We start from the raw sequence: 20,654 nt of genomic DNA on the forward strand, positions 1-20,654 counted from the left end.
ATCGCGCATATGCTCTACTGGAGCAAACGCCGCACTGTGGCATTTCGTGAAAGGGATCCGCCTGTGCGCGCACTCGTCGTCGACCACACCTCGCCCGGACACCTGTCACTGACGGATGTCCCTGCCCCACGGCCCGCCGCCCACGAGGCGCTCGTGCGGGTCGAGTCGGTCTCGCTGAACTTCGGTGAGGTCCATGAGGCGGCCCGTCCGGAAACGCCGGATGGCACTGTGCTCGGCTGGGACGCGGCCGGCGTGGTCGTCCAGGCAGCCGCCGACGGCTCGGGCCCGGCGGAGGGGGAGAGGGTCGTCACTCTTGGCCAGACCGGCTGGGCCGAGCTGCGGGCCGTGCCCGCCGCCCTGCTCGGCACAGCACCGAAGGACGCTGACCCCGGCGCGCTGAGCACCGTCCCCGTGGCCGGACTGAGCGCCCTGCACGTGTTGCGCCGGATGGGGTCGCTGCTCGGTCGCCGCGTGATGATCACCGGCGCTTCCGGCGGCGTCGGCCGCTACGCCGTCCAACTGGCCGCCCGCGCGGGCGCGTACGTCGTCGCCATCAGCCGGAACCCCGCCCAGGCGGCCGGCCTGCGAGCCCTGGGCGCTGCGGAGGCCCACCCCGAGCCGGCCGCCGTGCGGCTGCCCGTGTCCGCCGTTCTCGACAACGTCGGCGGACAGCACCTCGTCGACGCCTTCGCTTCCCTGTCGGCCGGCGGCACCCTCTTCAGCGTGGGTCGCTCCTCAGGGACCGACGTGGTGCTGTCACCGGACGCCCTGCTGGGCAACGAAGGGCGGCACGACCGGTCGATCCGCACCTTCTTCCTCTTCGGCGACCCCACCACCGACTTCTCCGCGGATCTGACCTGGCTGGCCGAAGAGGTCGCCGCGGGCCGCCTCGATCCGGGCATCAGCTGGCGCGGCCCCTGGACCCGTCACTCCGAGGCAGTGCAGGTCCTGCTCGACCGCCGCCTCCACGGCAAAGCCGTTCTCGATCTCGAGTAACCGGAGGCGACGGTAGGGCGCGGGCGGGTGGTGGTCGAGAAGCGAAGCGCCCACCGACTCGGATGCTCAGTCACGCCTCTGGCAACGCGAGCCAGATCTCGGAGAGGGAGAGACCGTGCTCGCGACTCACCACCCCGCAGGGGCAGCCCAACGTGGCCCGACGCCGGTCGCAGGTCACGGCCCAAGGGCCGTCCTTGCCTCCGCACCCCGGACAGACAGTCGACGGTCTCAGCCGTCCATACCCCCGGCGCGGGTCTGGCGTGGCGGCGGAATCTGCCCTCGTACTGGACCTGCCAGGGCGCAACCGGCGGCGTGAGCGGGGCAGCGCCGGGCGCGCCCGTCGTGGCGAGGGAGGTGAACAGCGCGGTCAGGCCGGGCAGCAGGGCTTCGCCCGCTTCGGTGGGCGGCGCCAGGGCTTGCGCCGTCCCGGGCGTGGTTCCGTACCTCGAGGCCGCCGCCGCAACGGGTGGGTTCGGTGCGGCGTGCCAGGGCTGCAGGGCGCGGGCGACGGCGGCCAGGAGGGCGGCGGCAGGCGGGCTGACAGCGCCGGCGTCGAGGTGGTGGACGTGGTGGACGATGGTCCGGGGAATGCGTTGAAGCCGTCTGTCCCGGTCCGTCGCCCGGGTGCGCACCGCTGTGCCCTGCCGGGCCGGGAGCGAGGCGCCGAGGCGGGCGAGGACGGCCGCCGCCTCCTCGGCGTCCGGCGGGGAGAGACGCCACTCGCCTGCGGCGAGGGGCTGTCGGGCTCGCCCGGACTCCATGGTGAGGGCGCGCGTCAACAGGGGGAGAGGGATTGGTGCTGCTACCGGCCCTCCGTGTGCGCCTGTCATTGTCGCTCCTCCTCACCCGCATTGAGCACGAAGACTGCTCAGTGGTTCCTGACGGGGAAGTCGAGCCGTCGCTCCTCAGGCTCCCGACTCCCTCATCGCAGGTGTGGACCGCGCAGAGGCATGGATCGACGACCCCGGTGGCCGGAGGGTGGGGTTCAGTCTCCGGCCGGAGGTTAGCGATAGGCGAGTACCACAGCTGTCGCGGCCGCGATGGGTGCGATCACCGTGAGCCATACGCCCGGGCGGTTGCCGGCGTCCGCGAAGGCTGCGACGAACAGCAACAGGGCTGCCGGGATGAACAGAAACATGCCGATGATCATGCCGATCAGGGCCCAGGCCAGCAGGATCGCCCCGACGACGAGGCAAGCTCGGGCAAATATCCTCGGCTGCTCCCGTGCCGCGAGCGGGACGGCCGCCGTGACCGCGCTGATGACGAAGAGCCCTGCCAGAAAGGGGCCGATCGCGATTCCGAGGGCCGCCGCAATCCCTGCCGCCACTGCCCCCGCCACGGCCCACCCCCATTGCCGGGCAGACACCCGCTGGTGCTCCTCCACCACAAACCCCCCGCCTTTGAACGCGTTCAATTGAACACGTTCAAAGGTACCCCAAGCCTGCGGCTCCGCATCCCGCGACGGCGGGTCGACGGGCGGTGGGCAGCGGCGGGACGGGCCGTCGAGGGCGCCGCCGGCGTCAATGGCGGGACGTTCCGCGCCCGGGCGACGGCTGTTCGCCCTGGCCGACTCCGGCCACCGCGGTCACCCCGTCCACCACCCGTGGCCTCGCTGGTCGAACTCGGCCAGGAATCGCGCCGGCTGTGAAGGCTGTGAACCCGGGGCAATTTCCTGTCCGGTCAAGGCGCTAGGGAAGGGCCTCGATGCGCTCCAAATGCTCCTCGCCCCACTCGCCCAGCGGCGCGAGTGCCGTGTTGAGGGAACCGCCGAACTCGGTCAGCGAGTACTCCACCTTGGGCGGGACCTGGTGATAGACCTCGCGGTGCACCAAGCCACTGGCCTCCATCTCCCGGAGCTGAAGGATCAGCATCCTCTCGCTGATGCCGGGCACCGCCCTCCTCAACTCCCCGAAGCGCAGCGGCCCCTCGCCGAGCGAGAACAGGATCAACCCCTTCCATTTGCCGCCCATGACGGCGATGGCGGCGTCGAGTCCGCACGTGTAGGTCCGCTTGGCCATCAGCACTCCTACTAACAAAACTGTTGGTACCGAACAGAATTGTAGGTACTTGATGGAATGTTCGTGGCCACCCAGGATGGAACGGACGCCGCCCCGGACGCGCTTCTTCGCGATTCCGCGGCTGCTCGACCGTCCGACTGCTGACTGGAGTGACGCATGACCAGGAACAACCCCACACCCGTGACCGTCATCGGGCTGGGGGCGATGGGCCGGGCGCTGGCCGAGGCGTTCATCGACGCGGGGCACCCGACGACGGTGTGGAACCGTACGCCGGACAAGGCCGCGCCGCTGGTGGCCAAGGGAGCGGTCCAGGCCGGGGCGGTGGAGTCCGCGGTCGCGGCGAGCCCGCTGGTCATCACCTGCCTGACCACCTTCGAGGACACCCGCCAGGCGCTGGAGCCGGCCGTCGACGCGCTGCGCGGGCGCGCCCTCGTCACCCTGAACAGCGGCTCCCCCGCCGGTGCCCGCGAGACGGCCGCCTGGGCCACCGGCCACGGCGCCCGGTTCCTCGCCGGGGCGGTCAAGAACGTGCCGTCGGCGGTCGGGGCCCCGGACACGCTGCTGTACTACAGCGGCGACAGGACCGTCTTCGACACGTACGGGACGACGCTGAAGGCGCTGGGCGGCGACACCGTTCACCTCGGTGCCGAGTCAGACCTCGCCGCTCTGTACGAGTTGGCCGTCGGTGCCATGCTGCTGCCCGCACTCGTCGGCTTCTTCCAGGGCGCCGCCGCCGTCCAGGCGCGCGGACTGGAAGCGAGCACCATGGTGCGGTTCGCCGGCAAGTGGCTGGACATGATCAAGTCCCTGCTGCCGGTCTACGCAGCGGAGATCGACAGCGGCGACTACACCGACGCCGCCTCCTCGGTGAACCTGTTCCTCGCGGGAGCGGCCCACGACGAGGACCTGGCCGAGGAGACGAACGTCGACACGGCCTGGCTCGCGCCCCTGAACGACCTGGTGAGGCGGGCGGCCGAGGCGGGCCACGGCGAGCACAGCATCTCGGCCCTGACCGAGGTGCTCAGGAAGCCGGAACAGAAGGCGTAGGACACCACCTCGACCGGCTCACCGACACCACCTCGCCCGACCCGAACGAGATCCGCCGCTGGGTGACCGACCAGGGCGTGACCCGCCCCGGACGTCCGGCGGCGGGCCGGGGGGTCGGCGCCGGCCTCACTCGCCGGGTCAGGACTCGACGCCGGTCAGGATGCAGAGCGAGTGACCCGAGTCCGGGTCACCGACGTACGACCAGAGCTTCAGCGTCTTCCCGTCCCGCAGCGCCTCGTAGGTGGACTCCGGTCCGCGTTCGAAGGCGATCGTGACGCTGGTCTGTCCGTCCTGGTCGGACTCGTCCCAGGTACCGGCTCCGGACTTGGGATCGTTCTCCGGCCCGTAGGCGGAGATGTGGTAATCGCCGCAGAGATGGTCGGCGGTGAACGTTCCGTCCGGATTCAGTGCGAGTGCGCCGCCGCTGTCATCGGCCCATCCGGTCACTGTGCGGGACTTCGCCAGCTGGGTCGGCTGACCCTCAGGCACTGGCGGGAGGACGAGCCTCCCGCAGGCGACGAGAACGAAAGCCACAGGTCCCAGGGCCAGTACGGCTCCAGCGAGTCGCCGCACACGCCACCTCCACACCGTCTTGTCCTCTGCTCCGTTCGTGACCATGGGCCATCACATTACGTGACGCGAACAAGTCAACGGATCCTGCTCGAAGCCCAGGGCCACAGCACACGCGAGCGACGGCCACCGAGCCGCGGGTCTGCCGCAGCGCGTTAGGGATCCGTCAAGGTTATCCGGGGCGGGATCTGTCAGCAGGCCCTTCGGTGTCCTCCCGGCGCGGGGGCACGGAGACCCGTGGGCAGGGCTCCCCGCCGATGCTCCGCCCGCTCTACGCAGGGAGTTGTGGTGCGGGGCCGGTGGCCCGGAAGCGCTGCGTGACCCCTCGGGCACGAGGCCACGGCGGGTACTCGAGCGGGCCTGTGCGGTGCGGGTCCGCGTCGGCGGCGGGCTCATACTCGATGATCGTTGTGAGGCCCTGAGCTGGTGGCCGTCGTGCGAGTGCGCTGAACAGGTCGGAAAGGTTGATGGGGGACATGAGCGAAGCGGATCATGCGGGGATGCCGGAGGCGGTGGACAGCCCAGCTCTGCGCGCCGAGCCGTCCGGCAGGCTGACGCGGTGGCTGCTGCGGCACCAGGTGCAGCCGGTGGGGCCGGCGGCCGACGAGGGGCACGCCGAGCCGCACGCGTGGTGGAAGGTGATGTGCCTGACCGGGGTGGACTACTTCTCCAGCCTGGCCTACGTGCCTGCCATCGCCGCGCTCGCAGCGGGGGCGGTCTCGCCGCTGGCGACGCTGCTGATCGTCGCACTCACCCTGCTGGGGATGCTGCCGATGTACCGGCGGGTGGCGAAGGAGAGCCCGCACGGCGCCGGGTCGGTGGCGATGCTCGAGGACCTGCTGCCGTTCTGGTGGGGCAAGCTGTTCGTGCTGATCCTGCTCGGCTTCGTGGCCACCTCATGGATCATCACCATCACCCTCTCCACCGCGGACGCCTCCGTACACGTGGTGGAGAACCCGTTCTTCCCCGCGGTGCTGCACGGCCACGAGGTCGCCCTCACGGTCGTGCTGCTGCTGGTGCTCGGAGGGGTGTTCCTGCTGGGGTTCAGCGAAGCGGTCAGCGTGGCGATCCCCCTGGTCGCGGTCTTCCTCGCGCTGAACGCGGTCGTCATCGCGGTGGGCCTGGCCCATGTGTTCACCACCCCGGCGGCCTGGTCGGCGTGGACGGACGCCCTCGCCGAGGGTGGAGGCGGCTTCGGTGACCTGATGGGCCCGGCACTGCTCGCCTTCCCCCTCCTGGTCCTGGGCCTGTCAGGCTTCGAGACCGGTGTGAGCATGATGCCGTTGGTCGCCGCGGACGGCGCCGACGAGGAGCAGCGCCTGCGCTCGCGGATCCGCAACACCCGCAGGCTGCTGACCACCGCCGCGCTCATCATGAGCGTCTACCTCCTGTCCGCGAGCTTCGTCACCACCCTCCTCATCCCGCACGAGGAGTTCGAACCGGGTGGCGCCGCCAACGGCCGTGCCCTGGCATGGCTGGCCCACGAACAGGTCGGGGAGGCGTTCGGCACCGTCTACGACATCAGCACCATCCTCATCCTGTGGTTCGCCGGTGCCTCCGCCATGGCGGGACTGGTCAACATCGTCCCCCGCTACCTGCCCGACTACGGCATGGCCCCCGAATGGGGACGCGCCGTCCGCCCGGTCGTGCTCGTCTACACCGCCCTGTGCATCATCATCACGATCGCCTTCGACGCCGACGTCGACGCCCAGGCCGGCGCCTACGCCACCGGCATCCTCGCCATGATGGTGTCCGGCGCCTTCGCCGTCACCGTCTCCGTCGCACGCCGCCGCCGACGCGCGACCACCGTCGGCTTCGCCCTGCTCACCGCGGTCCTGCTCTACGCCCTGATCGCGAACACCGTCGACAAGCCCGACGGCATCGTCATCTCCGGGTTCTTCATCGCCGGGATCATCATCGTGTCGATGATCTCCCGGGTCTCACGCACCACCGAGCTGCGCGCCGACCGCATCGTCTTCGACGGCGACGCCCGCCGGTTCATCGACGACACTCTCGCCCACGACAACGCCATCAACATCATCGCCAACCGCCGCCAGGCCGGAGACGTCGCCGAGTACAGCGCCAAGGAACGCGAACAGCGCGGCGTCAACCCGGTGCCCGGCCTCGCCGACGTGATCTTCCTCGAGATCGACGTCGTCGACCCCTCGGACTTCAGCGACACCCTCACCGTCCGCGGCGTCGAGGTGGACGGACACCGGATCCTGCGCGCCGACGCGCCGGCCGCGCCGAACGCCATCGCCGCCGTCCTGCTGGCCTTGCGCGACGCCACCGGGGTCCAGCCGCACTGTTACTTCGCCTGGGCCGAAGGCAGCCCCCTGGTACACATGGTCCGATACTTCCTCCTGGGACGCGGTGACACCGCACCGGTCACCCGCGAGATCATCCGCAGTCACGAGCCCGACCCCGAGCGTCGGCCCGGTATCCACGTCGGCGGCTGACCCCTGCCGGCGTAGGGGAGGGGATCGCCGCAGGGGAGCGGGACAGCATGCGGTCATGTCTTTCCCGCACCCCGACGGCGATGACGTGATCACCGCGATCAGTGACCGAGGAGACGAGGCATCAGGCGTTCCGGTAGTGGTCCCGGACCTCGGGGCATTGCCGGAAGCCGGCTGACTCGTAGGTGGCGACGGCGCCGGCATTGGAGCTCGGGGTGCAGACGATCGCGCTCGACGAGCCCAGCTCCTGGAGTGCCGCCGCCGCGGCGACGCTGATCGCCTTGCCGTAGCCGTGCCGGCGATGCTCCCGGTGCACGCCCATCGGTTCGAGCAACCCGGGCCTGCCCGGACCGGCCGACCACACCGTCACCGCTGCCACCGCGTCGCCCCGGTCGTCGTACGCGACCAGACACCGGGCGTCGGCGTACGGCAATCCGGCCGCCATCGCGTGCCAGCGCTCGTCCGTGAACGTCGACCCGTCGAACGCTGCCCGAAGTACGGCGGCGAACACGTGCGCCTGCTCCGGCCCGGCCACCTCGATCCGCACGCCCGGGTCCTTCACCGGTTCCGTGAGGTCGCGGCGCAGCGGCGTCCACGGCTCGTCGACGTTCCAGCCGGTCTCGAAGAGCAGGTCCTGGACCAGTGCACCCATCGGTGCCTCGACGTTCACCTTCCCCTCGGGCAGCACGCCGCGCTCCGGCCCGGTCACGTCCTCGACCAGCTGCCGCGCCAGCTCCCCGTCCCGCTGAGCGTCCGGCGCGATCGTCAGCCGCAACAGCCCGGGACCGTCCAGCAGCCCGACGGCGAGGATCCGGCCGTCCCGGCTCCACGTCCTGACCGCCGCGGCGGTGGCTTCCGCACCTGACCGCCAGAACCAGCCCAGGTCCCCCGGATGCAGCTGCATCGGCGCCCCGTCGTACTGCCACTCCCGCAGTACGCCCACAGCCTCGCTCAGCCCGTCGACTCCCGGCTTGTCCAACGCAATCGTCATACCCCGATCACACACCACCGCACCGACGGTCCGCACCCCATTTCCGACCGGCCGGCGTGGTGCGGGTTCGGGGACCCGCGAAAGCAGCCGATGATCGAAGAGACACGGCCCAAGTGGTTCTGTTCGGATCGGCGGGCGGACCGGGGGAGGCGCCTGCGACGGGGAATCGGCCAGGTTGATGGGCGCGGGCCGCCCGTGAGGGTGGCGATGCCGCGTCGCCGTGTTGTGTCAGCTGATGGTGACGACACGCGCCCAGGGCGGCGGGGTGTCCGGGACGTATTCGGGGTCCCGCTCGTTCACGGTGCGGGCGGGACGCGGGAAGAGACCGACGACGGTGCGGCAGGGAGGCTGCGCGGAGGGCCACGGTGTCTGACCGTCCGTGAGGGCGACGATCACGTCCGGGCGTGGCCGGGAGCGGAGCGCCCGGGCGAAACCGGAGCGCAGATCCGTTCCCCCGCCGCCGATCAGTTCGAGGTTCTCGGCGCGGCAGAGCGGGACGGCGACCCCGGCCGCCGCGTCGCAGGAGATCACCGAGACCAGGTCGCGCCGCCCGCCCACCGCCCGCGAGATCTCCGCCACTTCCAGCAGCGCGCTGCCCAGCTCGGCGTCGCTCACCGACCTGGAGGTGTCGATCACGACGCAGACCCGGGGCGGCGTACGGCGCAGGCTCGGCAGCAGCACCCCGGGGACACCGGCCGAGCGCCGGGACGGACGCCGGTAGCTGTGGTCCTCGCCCATCCCCGGCGCCCCCGCCGCCGAGCGGACCGCCGCACCCAGCAACTGCCGCCACGGCTGCGGCGGATGGAACGCCTCTTCCGCCCATCGACGCCACCCCTCCGGCGCGTCGCCCGGCCGGCCCTTGATCCCCTCCGCGACCCGGAAGCGGACCGCGTCCCGCTGCTGCCTGCTCAGCCCGTGTGCCCCGTCGGGCCCCAGCTCCCACGGCCGCTCCTGCCCGTCGGCGCCACTGCCGCAGTCCAGCCAGGCCAGGTCCGCGGCGAGCCCGGACATCGACGCCGTCCGCAGGTACTCCTCCATCAGCAGCCCGTCGGGCAGCCGCAACACCGACGGCAGTACCGCTCCGACAGGTCGGGGCAGACCGTCACCGTAGATGTCGTCGTTGATCTCGAAGTCGGCGGCGATGTTCCGCCGCAGTCTCTCGCCCGGCCCGTGCTCCTCGTGCTCCCGCGCATAGCGCTCGCTCCGGCCGTGATGGTCCCGGAGCAGATGCGAGACCTCGTGCACCCAGACGCCCGCCAACTCCTCCACCGGAGTGCGCGCCACGAAGCCGGGGGAGACGTAACAGCGCCAGTGCGCGTCCACCGCCATCGTCGGCACCGACCGGTCCTCCACCACGTGCAGTGCGAAGAGCGCCGAGGCCAGGTAGGGACGTACCTTCACCGCGTGCAGGCGCGCGGCCAGCAACTTCTCCATGTCCAGCGGGAGTCCGGGCCTGCCCGCCTCGCCATGGCCGGCCGGCGGCCCCGGCACGGTGGCCCGCACCGGGCGCGGCGGCGCGGGCGGGGACATCGGGCGCGGCAGCGGGCGCGGCGCCGGGCGCTTCGCGGCCCCCGTCATCGGCCCGCCCTCGTCACACGCCCGGCGTCGGCCCCCTTCGCGACCCGACCCACCGACGAATCCGCCCGCCGGGCGAGACCGACCACCCCGGCCAGCCGCTCCATCGTCTCCGGAACCTCCCAGTCGTCGCGCCGCAGCCCGGCCAGCGCCGTCGCCGGGCCGACCAGCAGATCCGGGGCACCGGTCTCCAAGGCCCGGACCAGCACCGCCCAGCCGGCCTCCCACCGCTGCCGCGCCGGCCGAGCCCCGACGGCGGCCACCACCGCCTCCAGTGCCGCCTGCCGCAGATCGCCCCGCACCGGCAGCTCGGCAGCGGCTGGATCGGCCAGCAGCGACTCCGGGTCCGGCAGGTCCATCCGGTCCAGATGGGCGAGGAGTTCGAGCCCCGGCCCGTCCCCCACCGCACCCCGCACCAGCAGCGCCAGCACCTCCTGGGAGACGGAAGCGGCCGTGCCGAAGGCCAGCAGGGTCAACGCCGCCTCCCAGCTCCGGGGCGAGGGCCAGGCACCGCCTCGCCGTGTTTCGGTGCTCGGCAGCCGGTGGATGAGCGTCGGCCGGGCTTCAAGGAAGCCGCAGACCGCGCGCCGGGCGAAAGCCACCGCCTCCGGCAGCCGCTCCGGTACCAGCCGGGGCAGCTCCGCCCGGGGCCAGACCCCGCCGAGCCCGCGCACCACCACCTCTCGGTCGTGCACCCAGTACAGATGCACGAACCGGTTGGCCAGCGGCGGGCTCAGCTCCCACCCGTCCGCCGCCGACGCGCGCGGATTGGCGGCGGCCACGATCCGTACGCCCGGCGGCAGTTGCAGCGCACCGACCCGCCGCTCCAGGACGACCCGGAGCAGTGCGGCCTGGACAGCCGGGGTGGCGGTGGAGAGCTCGTCCAGGAACAGCAGCCCCCGTCCGGCCCGTACGAGCTCCACGGCCCACTGCGGCGGGGCCATCGGCACCCCCTGCACCGCCGGATCGTCGCCCACGATGGGCAGCCCGGAGAAGTCGGACGGCTCGTGAACGCTGGCGATCACGGTCGTCAGCGGCAGGTCGAGGGAGGTGGCGAGATGCGTCAGGGCCGCGGTCTTGCCGATGCCCGGCTCGCCCCAGAGCAGCACGGGCAGGTCGGCCGCGACGGCCAGGGTGAGCGCTTCGAGCTGCTCGTCGGGGCGCGGCTCGGTGGTCGTCGTCCGCAGGAGGGTCAGGAGGTCGTCGGCCAGGGCGAGGTGGGTGTCGGTTCCGGATACGCCGACGGGGGTGGGGCCGGGCGTGCCGGCGGCGGGGACCGCGGCGGGCAGAAGGGTGCTGGAGGTCATGGGCATCACCTGAGGTTGGATAAGGGAACGGGCCGGCCCGTCCCGGATGTCATGGGGGTGTGTGGCGCGGAATGCGCAACGGGTGAGAGGACTTGGGTGGTGGCAGCCGGTTCGGCCGGTCGGCGGGGCACCAGGCCGGCCGGTAGGGAGGCCAGGCGGTCAGCCGGTCAGCCGGTCGGCAGGCCAGGCGGTCAGCAGGCCAGGCGGGGCCGGGCCCGGCCGCTCCGCTTGCGGCGCATTTCGTGAGGCGTATGGCGGTTGAGCCGGGGGCGGTGGCCCGCTTCCGCGTGCCCCACGCCCGAGGCGTCGCCGCCCTCTGCCACACCGGCGCCCGGGTGCACGGCGACCAGCCCCGAACGGAAGAGCCCCTGGTCGATACGGCGGGCCGCGGCCGACTCCAGTTCCTCCCGGAGCGGCCCGTCGCGCAGGACCGCGCCGGGACCGAGCAGCCCCACGACCACGGCCAGCGCCCCGGCGACGTCACCATGGCCGAGCCGCTCCCGGACCGCGGGCAGTGCCTCCGGGTTGCGGTGTACCGCGTCGATCGCCCGCAGGCAGGGCAGCGCCGGCCCGCCGAGCGCCACCAGCAGCTCCTCCCGGCGCAGTTCAGCCGGGTCGTGGTCGATCGCCGCCAGCACCCCGTCCCGCAGCGCGATCCGGTGGACCTCGCCCCGGCACTCCACCCTGTGCGGATCGCCGGGCTCGGGGACGGGGCCGGTCACCGGTGCCGGGCCGCACGCCGTCACCCTGCCGGACGCCGTCAGTGCCGCGGCGACGAGCGGATGCAGCCGCTCGGCCGTGACCAGCCCGGCCCGCAGCAGCTCCAGATCCGGAAGGACCCGGGCCGCCGCTTCCGGTAGCACCGGAAGCGCCGCGACCTCCTGCGGCGGCAGCGCCTCCCGCAGCGGCCGGAACATCGGGGCATGGCTGTCGTCGGGGGCGACGAGTTCGAGCACGGCGCGGCTCCGCACACCGCGCCGCACCGTGAAGGCCCCGCGAGGGCGCCCCTCGGCCCGCAACAGCAACTCCGCCTCGGCGGCCCAACGCGCCACCGCCCACGGAGAATCATGGTCGGCCGGCCGGTCGGGCGGCGTCATGGACGGTGCCCCGCCCGCACCGCACCGCCGCGCCAGGTCGCCGCTCAGTCCGGAGTCCCAGAGGTGTCGGTGCAGATCGAGCCGGAAGCGCCGGTCGGGATGCGGGTGCGGATGGTGCACGGCCGCGCTGTCCCCAGGCCCCTCCCACAGGGCCAGGGACATCCGCTGTCCGGCATCCGCCCAGGTCGGCGGTGTCCGCACCACCAGCTGCAGCGGCGTGGTGTCGCCGGAAGTCCGGTAACCGGCCAGAGACATGGTGAGGCCGGGCCGCAGCCGCCCGTCGGGGGCGATCCGGGGCATGTGCCAGCGGAGCAGATCCGGAGCCAGTCGGCGCAGATCTGCACGGAGGTGAGCGACGAGTTCGGTGCCGTGGCGGTTGCGCACGGCGCGCAGATCGAGGTCTACGTCGATCCGGGCGGCGGCGCAGGCCCCCGCCCAGTCACCGACCGCACGCCGTGCGGTCGCGGTCTCGATCATGGACGGTGGCACGGCGTACTCACGTACGCGCTGCCACATCAACAGGTGGGCCGGAATCTCGCTCGCGAGGTGATGTGCCATCAGCACTCACCCTGCACGAACGATTCCCCCAATCCGTACGAGGAGAAGTTCTTCATCTCCGGCATCGTAACCCACCCCGATGGCGATCTGTCAGGTGGTTTCGTTGGGTGATCAGTCGACAGTGGGTCACGGAGGCCGGTGAACTACCACCGACCCTCCCGGTCCAGGGTCGACGAGTGCGCCGTCGGCCGGGGCGCTTCCCGGTTCTGGGACGCAGTGCCGACCCGGCGGTTCACCGGGTCCCGACTCTGGGCCCCTGGCTTGGGTCGTCGGGCTCATTCCGAGCCGATGGCACGTCGCAAATCGAACGCATGCCTTTTGGGCGCTGCCGTCAGGCCCGGCCAGTGCACATAGGCCTGTCAGGCCGGCGAAGCCTTCCGCGTACGCAAGCCCGGCTGTTGGGGCTCAGGGCCCGCAGCCGGGCTCACGGCGGGTCGGGGCAGACCGCGGTGGAGTACCTGGGGCTGGTGCTGATGGTCATCGCGATCACCGGCGCGCTGGTGACGACCGGGATCGGACAGACCCTGGCCGACAGGATCGTCGCGCCGGTCTCGTGCATCGCGGGCGGCGGCTGCGAAGGTGGCGGCGCCGACGAGGGAACCGTGGCCCAGCCGCCGCCGGTTGTCCGTCCCACCGGGCAAGCGCAGGTAGCGCCTTCCTCCAGCACCCGCGGCCGTCTCGTCCAGCCGGTCCGCAAGCGGCCATCCGTCCCAACACCGTTCACCTGGCAGCGCCCCACCGGCAGCGCCCGCGATCCCCACGCCCACTCGCGGTCACCGAGTCGATCCCTGAAGGTCTTGAGTTCCGTCCGCTTCAGCGATTTACCACATCTCCTCAAGTACTTCCTCGAGCATGCGGTTCCATTCGGACTCGGGGTCACTCAATGGCGTTGGGTCGAATGCATTGACCGCTTCACGGAACGTGCCGACCAGATCCTCGACATCAGGCTCGGGGGTGGCCTTGTACGCGTCTTCGAGCTTCCGGAACTCGGTCAGGCAGTGCACAAGCGCCGCGACGTCGCGGTGTGCGAGCTGGTAATCACGCACGCCTTCCTGGAAGATGTACACCGCTCCCGATGATGGATCGAGCGTGACGAGTGCCGCGGGCAGGTATCCCAGAACTTGCCAAGTGCGCGACTCCTCAGGGCAGTAGTGTTTGTCGAGGGCAAACAGAAGGCCCAATTCGTATGGGTCCCGCTCCCGTCCCGACACGCCGGCCTGGGAGGTGAAGAACCTGTCGTGCGGCAGACCGACGGACCCGAGGAACTGTGCGGTCGCAGCATCAAGTGGACCTTGGTCCGGGGTGGGGTAGAGCACCACACCCTCCACTCCATAAAGCTGAGTCAGATCGCCTTGGGAAATCTGGCGGTTCATGACGCTCGTCCTACTGGGGGCTGGACCCCGTGCGACCTGCGGATTGGTCTCACCATATTCCGTGTTCCAGTTCCTCGAGTGAGAGATTCCATTGTGATTGCTCGTCAGCGAACGGGGTGGGGTCGAAGCCGCCCACCACCCGCTTGAAACGTGCTGACAGCTCCTCGGGATCAACAGCGTTGTCGTGGTCGATCTCAAGCTTGCGTAATTCGATGAGCGCATGTGCCAAGGACTCGACATCGCGATGGAGTTCCGCGTAGCCGGAGGATCCTTCCGGGAACGCGTACACCCTTCCCGACGTCGGATCCATGGCCACGAGGGACGTGAAAAGGTAGCCGAGCATCCACCAGGACCGGCTCTCCGCCGGACAGGACATGCCGTAGTGGTGGAAACGGCTGCCGAGGGTGATCGCATCCAGATCCGCAGGGTAGGGATCCGCGACATTTTCCCGGGAGACGAATACTTCCGAATGCGGAAGCCCCACAGTGCTCAGGAAGTTGGCCGAACGTGCATCGAAGTCGGTGATCCCGCTCTGTGGGAAGTAAACGACGTTTCCCAGCCCGTAGGCCTGAGCCAACTGTGCAGGAGTTACGGAGAAATCCACGCCTGTCGTCCTATCTTACTGTTCCGATGCTTGCCGTGAAGCTCTTCAGGTGGTCGGCGTATTTGGTGTGTTCCGGCTTCGTCATCTTGCCGTCCGGCTTGTAGTGGTCCGCGACGTGGCCTGACCGGCCTCGCCACTACTCCGGCGCTGCTCCAGAAAGGGACGTTCACCTGCCGGCTCGTCCGGGCCTTTCGGGTGAGGAACGGGCAACGGTGCTGTAGGCGTGGTCAGTTCAAGCGGAGCTGTTCGCCCGTAGCACGCGGCAGTAGCGTGTTCCGCAGCCGGTTGATCGTCGCGCGCCAGGGGCCGCCGTCCGATTCGGTCCAGAGGTCTATCAACTCGGACGGCTCGGTCACGACACGGTCGAGGGCCTGGAGGGCGAGATCACGCAGGCCGGTGAGGTCAGGAAGTGGCTCTTCCGGTCCGTAGACGGGATCGGCAGGCTCACCCCCGAGGCATTGCGCGGCGACGAGGGCGGCCGCGGCTACGGCCTCCTCGGATTCGGGTGCTTCGAGGTAGCCCACGGTGTCGATCACACCTGTGAGAGTGCTGCGGATGATGCCCTCGCGTTCCTCGGCGGCGGCCTCATCAAGGTCGCCGCAGAAGTCCGCGGCGGTGTCGTTGTCGAAGGGGCCGACATCCCAGGTACCCATAGGTCTCTCCTGCGTCGTGGTGTGACGGAGGCATTCTGGCAGGAGCCACTGACAGCGGCCGCCCTGAGGCGCGCACGGAAGTGGTCCTGTGCCTCAGGGTCCCCGCACCACTGGAGGCAGCTGATGCCGCCCATGGACGAGATGCCGCCTCTGCAGGCCCCTGCCCGGTCCTGGCTCTGCATCCGGAGGGCAGCCGGGGCGGGCGACGAGCGTGCCAGGACGCACGAAGGCGGCGATCGCCTGGTGCTGATGGCTGGCGAATGGTGCGGGTCCGGTGAACTTGCTGGAGAGGAGCATCACCACTGCCCCCACTGCTGAACGGCGCGTAGTGTGCCGAGACATGACGCTGCTGCCGGACCTGCCTCAGAACACGGCGCTGCTCGACCTGCTGCGGCAGCAGGGCGTTCCGCAGGAGCACGGTGCCTACGTCTACGAGGGGTGGGAGCTGCATACCCACCCCAATCTGGTCGAGAGACTTGAGGACCTTGCTCCCCAGTGGCCCGTCCTGCCGACGTTCGGGATGCCGGTGCTTGCAGCCAAGGGCATCGCCGCGGTCGTCGCCTGGGGCATGGGCATGCTGCTGGTACGTCTTCCCGAAGCGCCGGCCGAGCCCCTGGTGCCCGCAGCGCCCCGCCCGCCCCTGACGGATCCGGGCCAGGGCTGGTACTCGATCTGCCCCTGGCAGAGCGAGCTTCTCTCGGCGGAGTCCAAGCGCCTGTTGTCGCTGCTGATCCAGCACGCGCTCTCGTATGCGGCCAGCTTCTCGGAGGACGACAGCACCGACTGGCAGGGGCGCCCGGCGCAGGCTCCGGGCAAGCGCAGGGGCAAGGCCAAGGGCAGACGACCCAGCGGGGACAAGGGCGGACGGCAGGGCGGACACGGACGACGGCGCTAGCGTGCGGAGCCGGTCCTGATCAACGGGTCGCCGCTGGTGAGGCCTTTGATCCAGATCGGCGAGGCGCGCAGGTGGAGGCCGGCGAGGTGGCTCTCCGGGTCTTGTCGTACCAGGTGGCACTGCCCCGCCGGGCCTTCAGCTTGCTCAGTACGCGTGTCCCACGTGCGCGAGGGCCTGTTTCAGCAGCATCCCGTGGCCGCCCGGCATCTCGCTCTGCAGGGCCGGGGAGGCTGCTTCTTGCGGGCTGAACCAGACCAGGTCCAGCGCGTCCTGTCGCGGGCGGCAGTCGCCGGCCACCGGCACGATGTACGCCAGAGACACCGCGTGCTGGCGAGGGTCGTGGAACGGGGTGATCCCCGCCGTGGGGAAGTACTCGGCGACAGTGAAGGGCTGCAGGGAGGCAGGGACGCGGGGCAGGGCCACCGGGCCGAGGTCCTTCTCCAAGTGGCGTAGCAGCGCGTCACGGACCCGCTCGTGGTACATGACACGGCCTGATACCAGGGTGCGGCTGATCGTCCCGTCCGTGCCGATCCGCAGGAGCAGTCCGATGCTGGTGACTTCGCCGCTGTCGTCCACGCGTACGGGCACGGCCTCGACGTACAGGATGGGCATGCGGGCCCTGGCCGTGTCGAGCTCGTCCTCGCTCAGCCAGCCGGGCGTGGTCTCGGTCATGTCAGACATCGCCTGATCATACTTTCCCGGCCGGGCCTCGACCCAGGTCGCGTATCTGCCGGCCGGGTGGGAGTTTGGACGCGGTGGTGACGACGGTGCCCTTCGACGCGGCCTTGCCGTACACGATCCCAGCGACCGAACGGGGACGTGACGACCCTGACGACCACCGGACGGCCGACTCGGCCGTCCCGGGCCGGCATCCGCCGGAACCGAGCCCACAAGGTGGAGCGCAGACGCCCGCGGCTGCGGGCTTCGGCGAGCCGCGGCGCGGGCCCGTCAGGTGTCCGTGGGGCGGGCCGTGAAGACGCGGTCCAGCAGGCCGTACAGGGTGGCCCGGTCCTTGTCGTCGAGTGTGGACAGGCCCGCCAGTGTGGTGTGCATGTTGGCGCGGATGGTGTCGATGGCGTGCTCGCCCTCGGGTGTGAGGACGACGTTCTTGACGCGGCGGTCGCCGGGGCTGGGCTCGCGGCGGACCAGGCCGCGCTTTTCCAGGCGGTCGACGATGCCCGTGATGTTGGAGGCGTCGCAGGCCAGCGTCTCGGCGAGCGCGCGCATCGGGGTGGGGCCGTGGCGCAGCACGCTGAGCGTCTTGCCCTGGCTTGCCGTGAGCTTGTCGCGGGCGGCCGCGGCGTTGAAGTCGGCGTAGTAGACGCCGAGTGACACCGAGAGCAGCTCCATGAGCTGGTCCGTGCCGACGTGCGCGGGTCCTGGCATGTGATCCACCTTACGCCGAGAAACTTGACGACCTCAAATATTAACGTCTACCGTAAATATTGCTTGAGGTTCTCAAGCTTCCATGTTCTTAAGCAGCTGGGAAAGGGTTTCCGTGTCTCAGGCACAGCACTCGGCATCCGCACGGCCCTCCGGGCAGACCATCACCGCCTCCTTCGCCTCCCGCGCGGCCGAGATCCTGTCCCGGCCTGTCGCGCTGAACGGCCTTACCGTCCCGAATCGCATCGTGATGGCGCCGATGACGCGCATGTTCTCCCCGGACGGCGTCCCCGGCGAGGACGTGCGGTCGTACTACGCCCGTCGCGCCGCCGCGGGTGTGGGCCTGATCGTCACCGAGGGGACCTACGTCGGTCACGAGTCGGCCGGGCAGAGCGACCGTGTGCCCCGGTTCCACGGTGAGGAGCAGCTGGCGGGGTGGGCGGAGGTCGCCGAGGCCGTTCACGCGGTGGGCGGCACGATCGTCCCGCAGCTGTGGCACATCGGCATGGTCCGCAAGCAGGGCGAGGCGCCCTACCCCGACGCCCCTGCGGTCGGCCCCTCCGGCATCCGCGTCGACGGCACCGAGGGCACCGGCAAGGCGATGACCCGGCGCGACCTGGACGACGTCATCGGCGCCTTCGCCGAGGCCGCCGCGGCCGCCGAGCGCATCGGCTTCGACGGGGTCGAACTGCACGGCGCCCACGGCTACCTCCTCGACCAGTTCCTGTGGGCACGGACGAACCGCCGTACCGACGCCTACGGCGGCGACCACGTGGCCCGTACGAAGTTCGCGGCCGAGATCGTGGCCGCGGTCCGCGAGGCGGTCTCGCCCGACTTCCCGGTGATCTTCCGCTACTCGCAGTGGAAGCAGGAAGCCTACGACGGCAGGCTCGCCGAGACACCGGAGGAGCTGGAGGCGATCCTGAGCCCGCTCGCGGCGGCCGGCGTCGACGCGTTCCACGCCTCCACCCGCCGCTACTGGCTCCCGGAGTTCGAAGGCTCGGACCTGAACCTGGCGGGCTGGACCAAGAAGCTCACCGGCAGGCCCACCATCACCGTCGGCTCGGTCGGCCTCGACGGCGACTTCATCCGCGCGTTCGCGGGCGAGGGCGCCGAGGTCGGGAGCATCGACAACCTGCTCGACCGCATGGAGCGTGACGAGTTCGACCTGGTCGCCGTCGGCCGCGCCCTGCTCCAGGACCCGCACTGGGCGGCGAAGGTTCTGGGGGACCGTTTCGACGAGCTGAAGCCGTACGACGCGGCGGCGCTGAAGACGCTGAGCTAGGCGTACTCGCCGGTCCCGTCGACGGGACCGCATCCGCGTGACCTCCGTCCATCGAGTACGCCTCGGTGGCAGAGGGGAACAGCCGCGCGCGACGAAGGGCACCGGCTCTCACCGGTGCCCTCCTGTCGTTGCAGGTGGGGGGCTCTTTTGTTCGAACGTGCTCCGCAATAGGTGCTGATCCCGTCCGGCGCCGCCGGTAGCGCGCCCAACTGCTCCCGCCTCTCGAGCTCGCGGGGTGCCGTCGACGTCGACGTACCGATGAACGCCGGCCGGCGCGACGACCAGGGGCCATCTCGTGCAGAGGCGAGCGACGGCCTTGCGGTCCTGGAGGGTTTCCGGTTCGAAGGTTCCCCGGTCCGCCATTCCTTCGGCGAGGCGGAGGCTGAACTCCCATGCCTACCGATGACCTCCGGCTCGGGTACGTTCATCCGTACATGTATGGGCAGGTCCGGGCAGTGGTTGTCGCAGGCGTGACCGCGGCCTGATGCCTCGGCATCGAAGCCGAGCAGGCGACCTCCTGCCCGGCCCCGTCGCAGGCGGTGCCCGACCTGGTCGCACGGCTGACGGATGACGGCACGGATCGCGCGCCGACGGAGATGTCCGTGCTCTAGCTCTCGGCGGCGCGGCCCTCTCCCGCCATGAATCGCCAGACCAGGGCGTGACCCAGGGCGATCAGGGCGATCAGCATGAGGGCCTCGGCCTGGATGGGGCGCAGCCCGAGGCGGAGGGCGAGTTCGGGGAAGGCGCCGACGACGGCGATCAGGGCGTAGAGCACTGCGGCGCCGGCCTGCTGCCAGGTGACGAAGTGGTGACCGCGGGCGCGGGCCAGCAGCCGCAGGGTGCACCCGCAGCCGACCACGGCGAGGGCAATGAAGGCCGCCCGCCAGAACTGCGGCTGTTCGGTGCCGCCGACCTGGGCGAACAAGCCCATCAGGGCGGGCAGCAGGAAGGACAGATAGATCCCGCCGACGACGCGGCGCAGGGCGGGGTCGCGCATCCAGTCGGCATGGCTCTGGACGACGTTCCACCACAGGCCGACCAGCGTGAAGCAGGTGGCGGAGAAGAGGGCGTAGAAGGTACTGACATCCATGGACGACGAGGGTGGCAGCGCCCACGGCTCCGGCGGGCGCCACACGCCCTGCGCCCGCCCCGCCCCGCCCCGCCGGTACGGACTAGAGCCTGTCTCCGTGACCGGTCGTTGGTGTGTCCTCGGCGGATAACCTGCGTCGGTGATGACGGATGGCGAGTCGACCGTTGACGTGCAGGAAGTCGTCACAGGCCGGCTGGTCCCTGCAGGCTGCCACGGACGTGCGCGGTCGACCGGCGAAGGTCCGGTGGGAGCCCCCCTTTGAGAGCCCGGACATCCGACATCTGCGGAACTTCGCCGTCCCCAGGCCCAACCGCCAAGCCCTACAGGTGAACTCATCCTGAAATGATCAGTTGGCCCTGCACCTCGTCGCGGAGTCCCGAGGAATCTCCCCGGCTCCACACCTTCCGAACGGGCGCCAGGGCATCTGTGCCATGCCGCCGGGGCGGTCACCAAGTCACCAAGTCGGCAATCCGGGACGGCGCACTGCGCCACACCCGCCGCCCGCCGTACTCGGATCGGCCAGTCAGATCACATACTCCGGCCTCGCGCCCGGTTCAGCTGTTTCAGTTCGATGATGGTCGCGACGGCGCGCAGCCAGGTGGCCGCGGTGTCGTCGGCGGCGGTCCCGCCCTCGATTTCGGTGCCGGCCCGCAGCCACTCCCGTACGAGGTCGGCCGCCTCCGGGCGGGGCAGGGGCTCGGGCAGCTCCGCGGCATGGGCGAGTCCGCCGGCGCGCACCGTGTCGGCGAGGAAGGC

General features: G+C 70.8%; 19 protein-coding genes and 1 pseudogene. 5 read left to right on the plus strand and 15 right to left on the minus strand.

Annotated elements, in window-relative coordinates; all coding sequences use genetic code 11:
• Positions 1-63: 63 nt before the first annotated feature.
• Entirely contained in the window at positions 64-996 is a 933-nt protein-coding gene (locus ABT342_RS33435; RefSeq protein WP_351582117.1) for a zinc-binding dehydrogenase, read from the plus strand.
• 1,003 nt (positions 997-1,999) lie between these two features.
• Here the strand turns inward: ABT342_RS33435 and ABT342_RS33440 are convergent.
• Both ABT342_RS33440 and ABT342_RS33445 read right to left on the minus strand, forming a co-directional pair.
• Positions 2,000-2,410: a hypothetical protein gene (locus ABT342_RS33440; RefSeq protein WP_351582119.1), complete on the minus strand. Its 411-nt coding sequence runs from the start codon at positions 2,408-2,410 to the stop codon at positions 2,000-2,002.
• A 274-nt stretch (positions 2,411-2,684) separates the two neighbouring features.
• A complete protein-coding gene (locus tag ABT342_RS33445; protein WP_351582121.1) occupies positions 2,685-3,014 on the minus strand; it encodes a winged helix-turn-helix transcriptional regulator in 330 nt (109 codons plus the stop codon).
• Between the two features lie 156 nt (positions 3,015-3,170).
• Between ABT342_RS33445 and ABT342_RS33450 the strand changes: the two genes are divergently transcribed.
• Positions 3,171-4,061 carry an NAD(P)-dependent oxidoreductase gene (locus ABT342_RS33450; RefSeq protein WP_351582122.1) on the plus strand — a complete coding sequence of 297 codons (891 nt, stop codon included), beginning with the start codon at positions 3,171-3,173 and terminating at the stop codon, positions 4,059-4,061.
• Between the two features lie 138 nt (positions 4,062-4,199).
• Here ABT342_RS33450 and ABT342_RS33455 read toward each other — a convergent pair whose 3' ends face one another.
• Entirely contained in the window at positions 4,200-4,550 is a 351-nt protein-coding gene (locus tag ABT342_RS33455) for a hypothetical protein (protein ID WP_351582123.1), read from the minus strand.
• 581 nt (positions 4,551-5,131) lie between these two features.
• On the opposite strand from ABT342_RS33455, the gene ABT342_RS33460 reads away from it, so the two are divergent.
• Positions 5,132-7,090, plus strand: a complete 1,959-nt coding sequence (locus tag ABT342_RS33460; protein ID WP_502965660.1) for an APC family permease — start codon at positions 5,132-5,134, stop codon at positions 7,088-7,090.
• A gap of 121 nt (positions 7,091-7,211) precedes the next feature.
• Here ABT342_RS33460 and ABT342_RS33465 read toward each other — a convergent pair whose 3' ends face one another.
• The 8 genes from ABT342_RS33465 to ABT342_RS33500 form a co-directional block, all read right to left on the minus strand.
• Positions 7,212-8,078: a GNAT family N-acetyltransferase gene (locus ABT342_RS33465; RefSeq protein ID WP_351582126.1), complete on the minus strand. Its 867-nt coding sequence runs from the start codon at positions 8,076-8,078 to the stop codon at positions 7,212-7,214.
• A 228-nt stretch (positions 8,079-8,306) separates the two neighbouring features.
• Positions 8,307-9,512 carry a vWA domain-containing protein gene (locus ABT342_RS33470; protein ID WP_502965661.1) on the minus strand — a complete coding sequence of 402 codons (1,206 nt, stop codon included), beginning with the start codon at positions 9,510-9,512 and terminating at the stop codon, positions 8,307-8,309.
• A 140-nt stretch (positions 9,513-9,652) separates the two neighbouring features.
• Positions 9,653-10,960, minus strand: a complete 1,308-nt coding sequence (locus tag ABT342_RS33475; protein WP_351582130.1) for an AAA family ATPase — start codon at positions 10,958-10,960, stop codon at positions 9,653-9,655.
• 191 nt (positions 10,961-11,151) lie between these two features.
• A complete protein-coding gene (locus tag ABT342_RS33480) occupies positions 11,152-12,615 on the minus strand; it encodes a hypothetical protein (protein WP_351582132.1) in 1,464 nt (487 codons plus the stop codon).
• 424 nt (positions 12,616-13,039) lie between these two features.
• Positions 13,040-13,249 carry a hypothetical protein gene (locus ABT342_RS33485; protein ID WP_351582134.1) on the minus strand — a complete coding sequence of 70 codons (210 nt, stop codon included), beginning with the start codon at positions 13,247-13,249 and terminating at the stop codon, positions 13,040-13,042.
• A 187-nt stretch (positions 13,250-13,436) separates the two neighbouring features.
• Complete coding sequence (locus ABT342_RS33490) at positions 13,437-13,988, minus strand: SUKH-4 family immunity protein (RefSeq protein ID WP_351582136.1); 552 nt, start codon at positions 13,986-13,988, stop codon at positions 13,437-13,439.
• Positions 13,989-14,037: 49 nt separating this feature from the next.
• Positions 14,038-14,592 (minus strand): SUKH-4 family immunity protein, encoded by a 555-nt coding sequence (locus ABT342_RS33495; RefSeq protein WP_351582138.1) that lies wholly within the window; start codon positions 14,590-14,592, stop codon positions 14,038-14,040.
• Between the two features lie 227 nt (positions 14,593-14,819).
• Positions 14,820-15,245: a DUF4259 domain-containing protein gene (locus tag ABT342_RS33500; protein ID WP_351582141.1), complete on the minus strand. Its 426-nt coding sequence runs from the start codon at positions 15,243-15,245 to the stop codon at positions 14,820-14,822.
• 340 nt (positions 15,246-15,585) lie between these two features.
• Between ABT342_RS33500 and ABT342_RS33505 the strand changes: the two genes are divergently transcribed.
• Positions 15,586-16,140, plus strand: a complete 555-nt coding sequence (locus ABT342_RS33505; protein WP_351582143.1) for a hypothetical protein — start codon at positions 15,586-15,588, stop codon at positions 16,138-16,140.
• A gap of 144 nt (positions 16,141-16,284) precedes the next feature.
• Here the strand turns inward: ABT342_RS33505 and ABT342_RS33510 are convergent, their stop codons facing one another.
• Positions 16,285-16,812 carry an NUDIX hydrolase family protein gene (locus ABT342_RS33510; RefSeq protein WP_351582151.1) on the minus strand — a complete coding sequence of 176 codons (528 nt, stop codon included), beginning with the start codon at positions 16,810-16,812 and terminating at the stop codon, positions 16,285-16,287.
• Positions 16,813-17,088: 276 nt separating this feature from the next.
• On the minus strand, positions 17,089-17,526 hold the full coding sequence (locus tag ABT342_RS33515; protein ID WP_351582145.1) for a MarR family winged helix-turn-helix transcriptional regulator: 438 nt from the start codon (positions 17,524-17,526) through the stop codon (positions 17,089-17,091).
• A gap of 112 nt (positions 17,527-17,638) precedes the next feature.
• Between ABT342_RS33515 and ABT342_RS33520 the strand changes: the two genes are divergently transcribed.
• Positions 17,639-18,808, plus strand: a complete 1,170-nt coding sequence (locus ABT342_RS33520) for an NADH:flavin oxidoreductase (RefSeq protein WP_502965659.1) — start codon at positions 17,639-17,641, stop codon at positions 18,806-18,808.
• A gap of 607 nt (positions 18,809-19,415) precedes the next feature.
• Here the strand turns inward: ABT342_RS33520 and ABT342_RS33530 are convergent.
• Together ABT342_RS33530 and ABT342_RS33535 are read right to left on the minus strand one after the other, a co-directional pair.
• Positions 19,416-19,898, minus strand: a complete 483-nt coding sequence (locus ABT342_RS33530; RefSeq protein WP_351582147.1) for a hypothetical protein — start codon at positions 19,896-19,898, stop codon at positions 19,416-19,418.
• A 528-nt stretch (positions 19,899-20,426) separates the two neighbouring features.
• A pseudogene (locus ABT342_RS33535) lies at positions 20,427-20,654 on the minus strand (hypothetical protein); the annotation flags it as partial.

This window comes from Streptomyces sp. NPDC000410 (assembly GCF_040300305.1).
Lineage (GTDB): Bacteria > Actinomycetota > Actinomycetes > Streptomycetales > Streptomycetaceae > Streptomyces.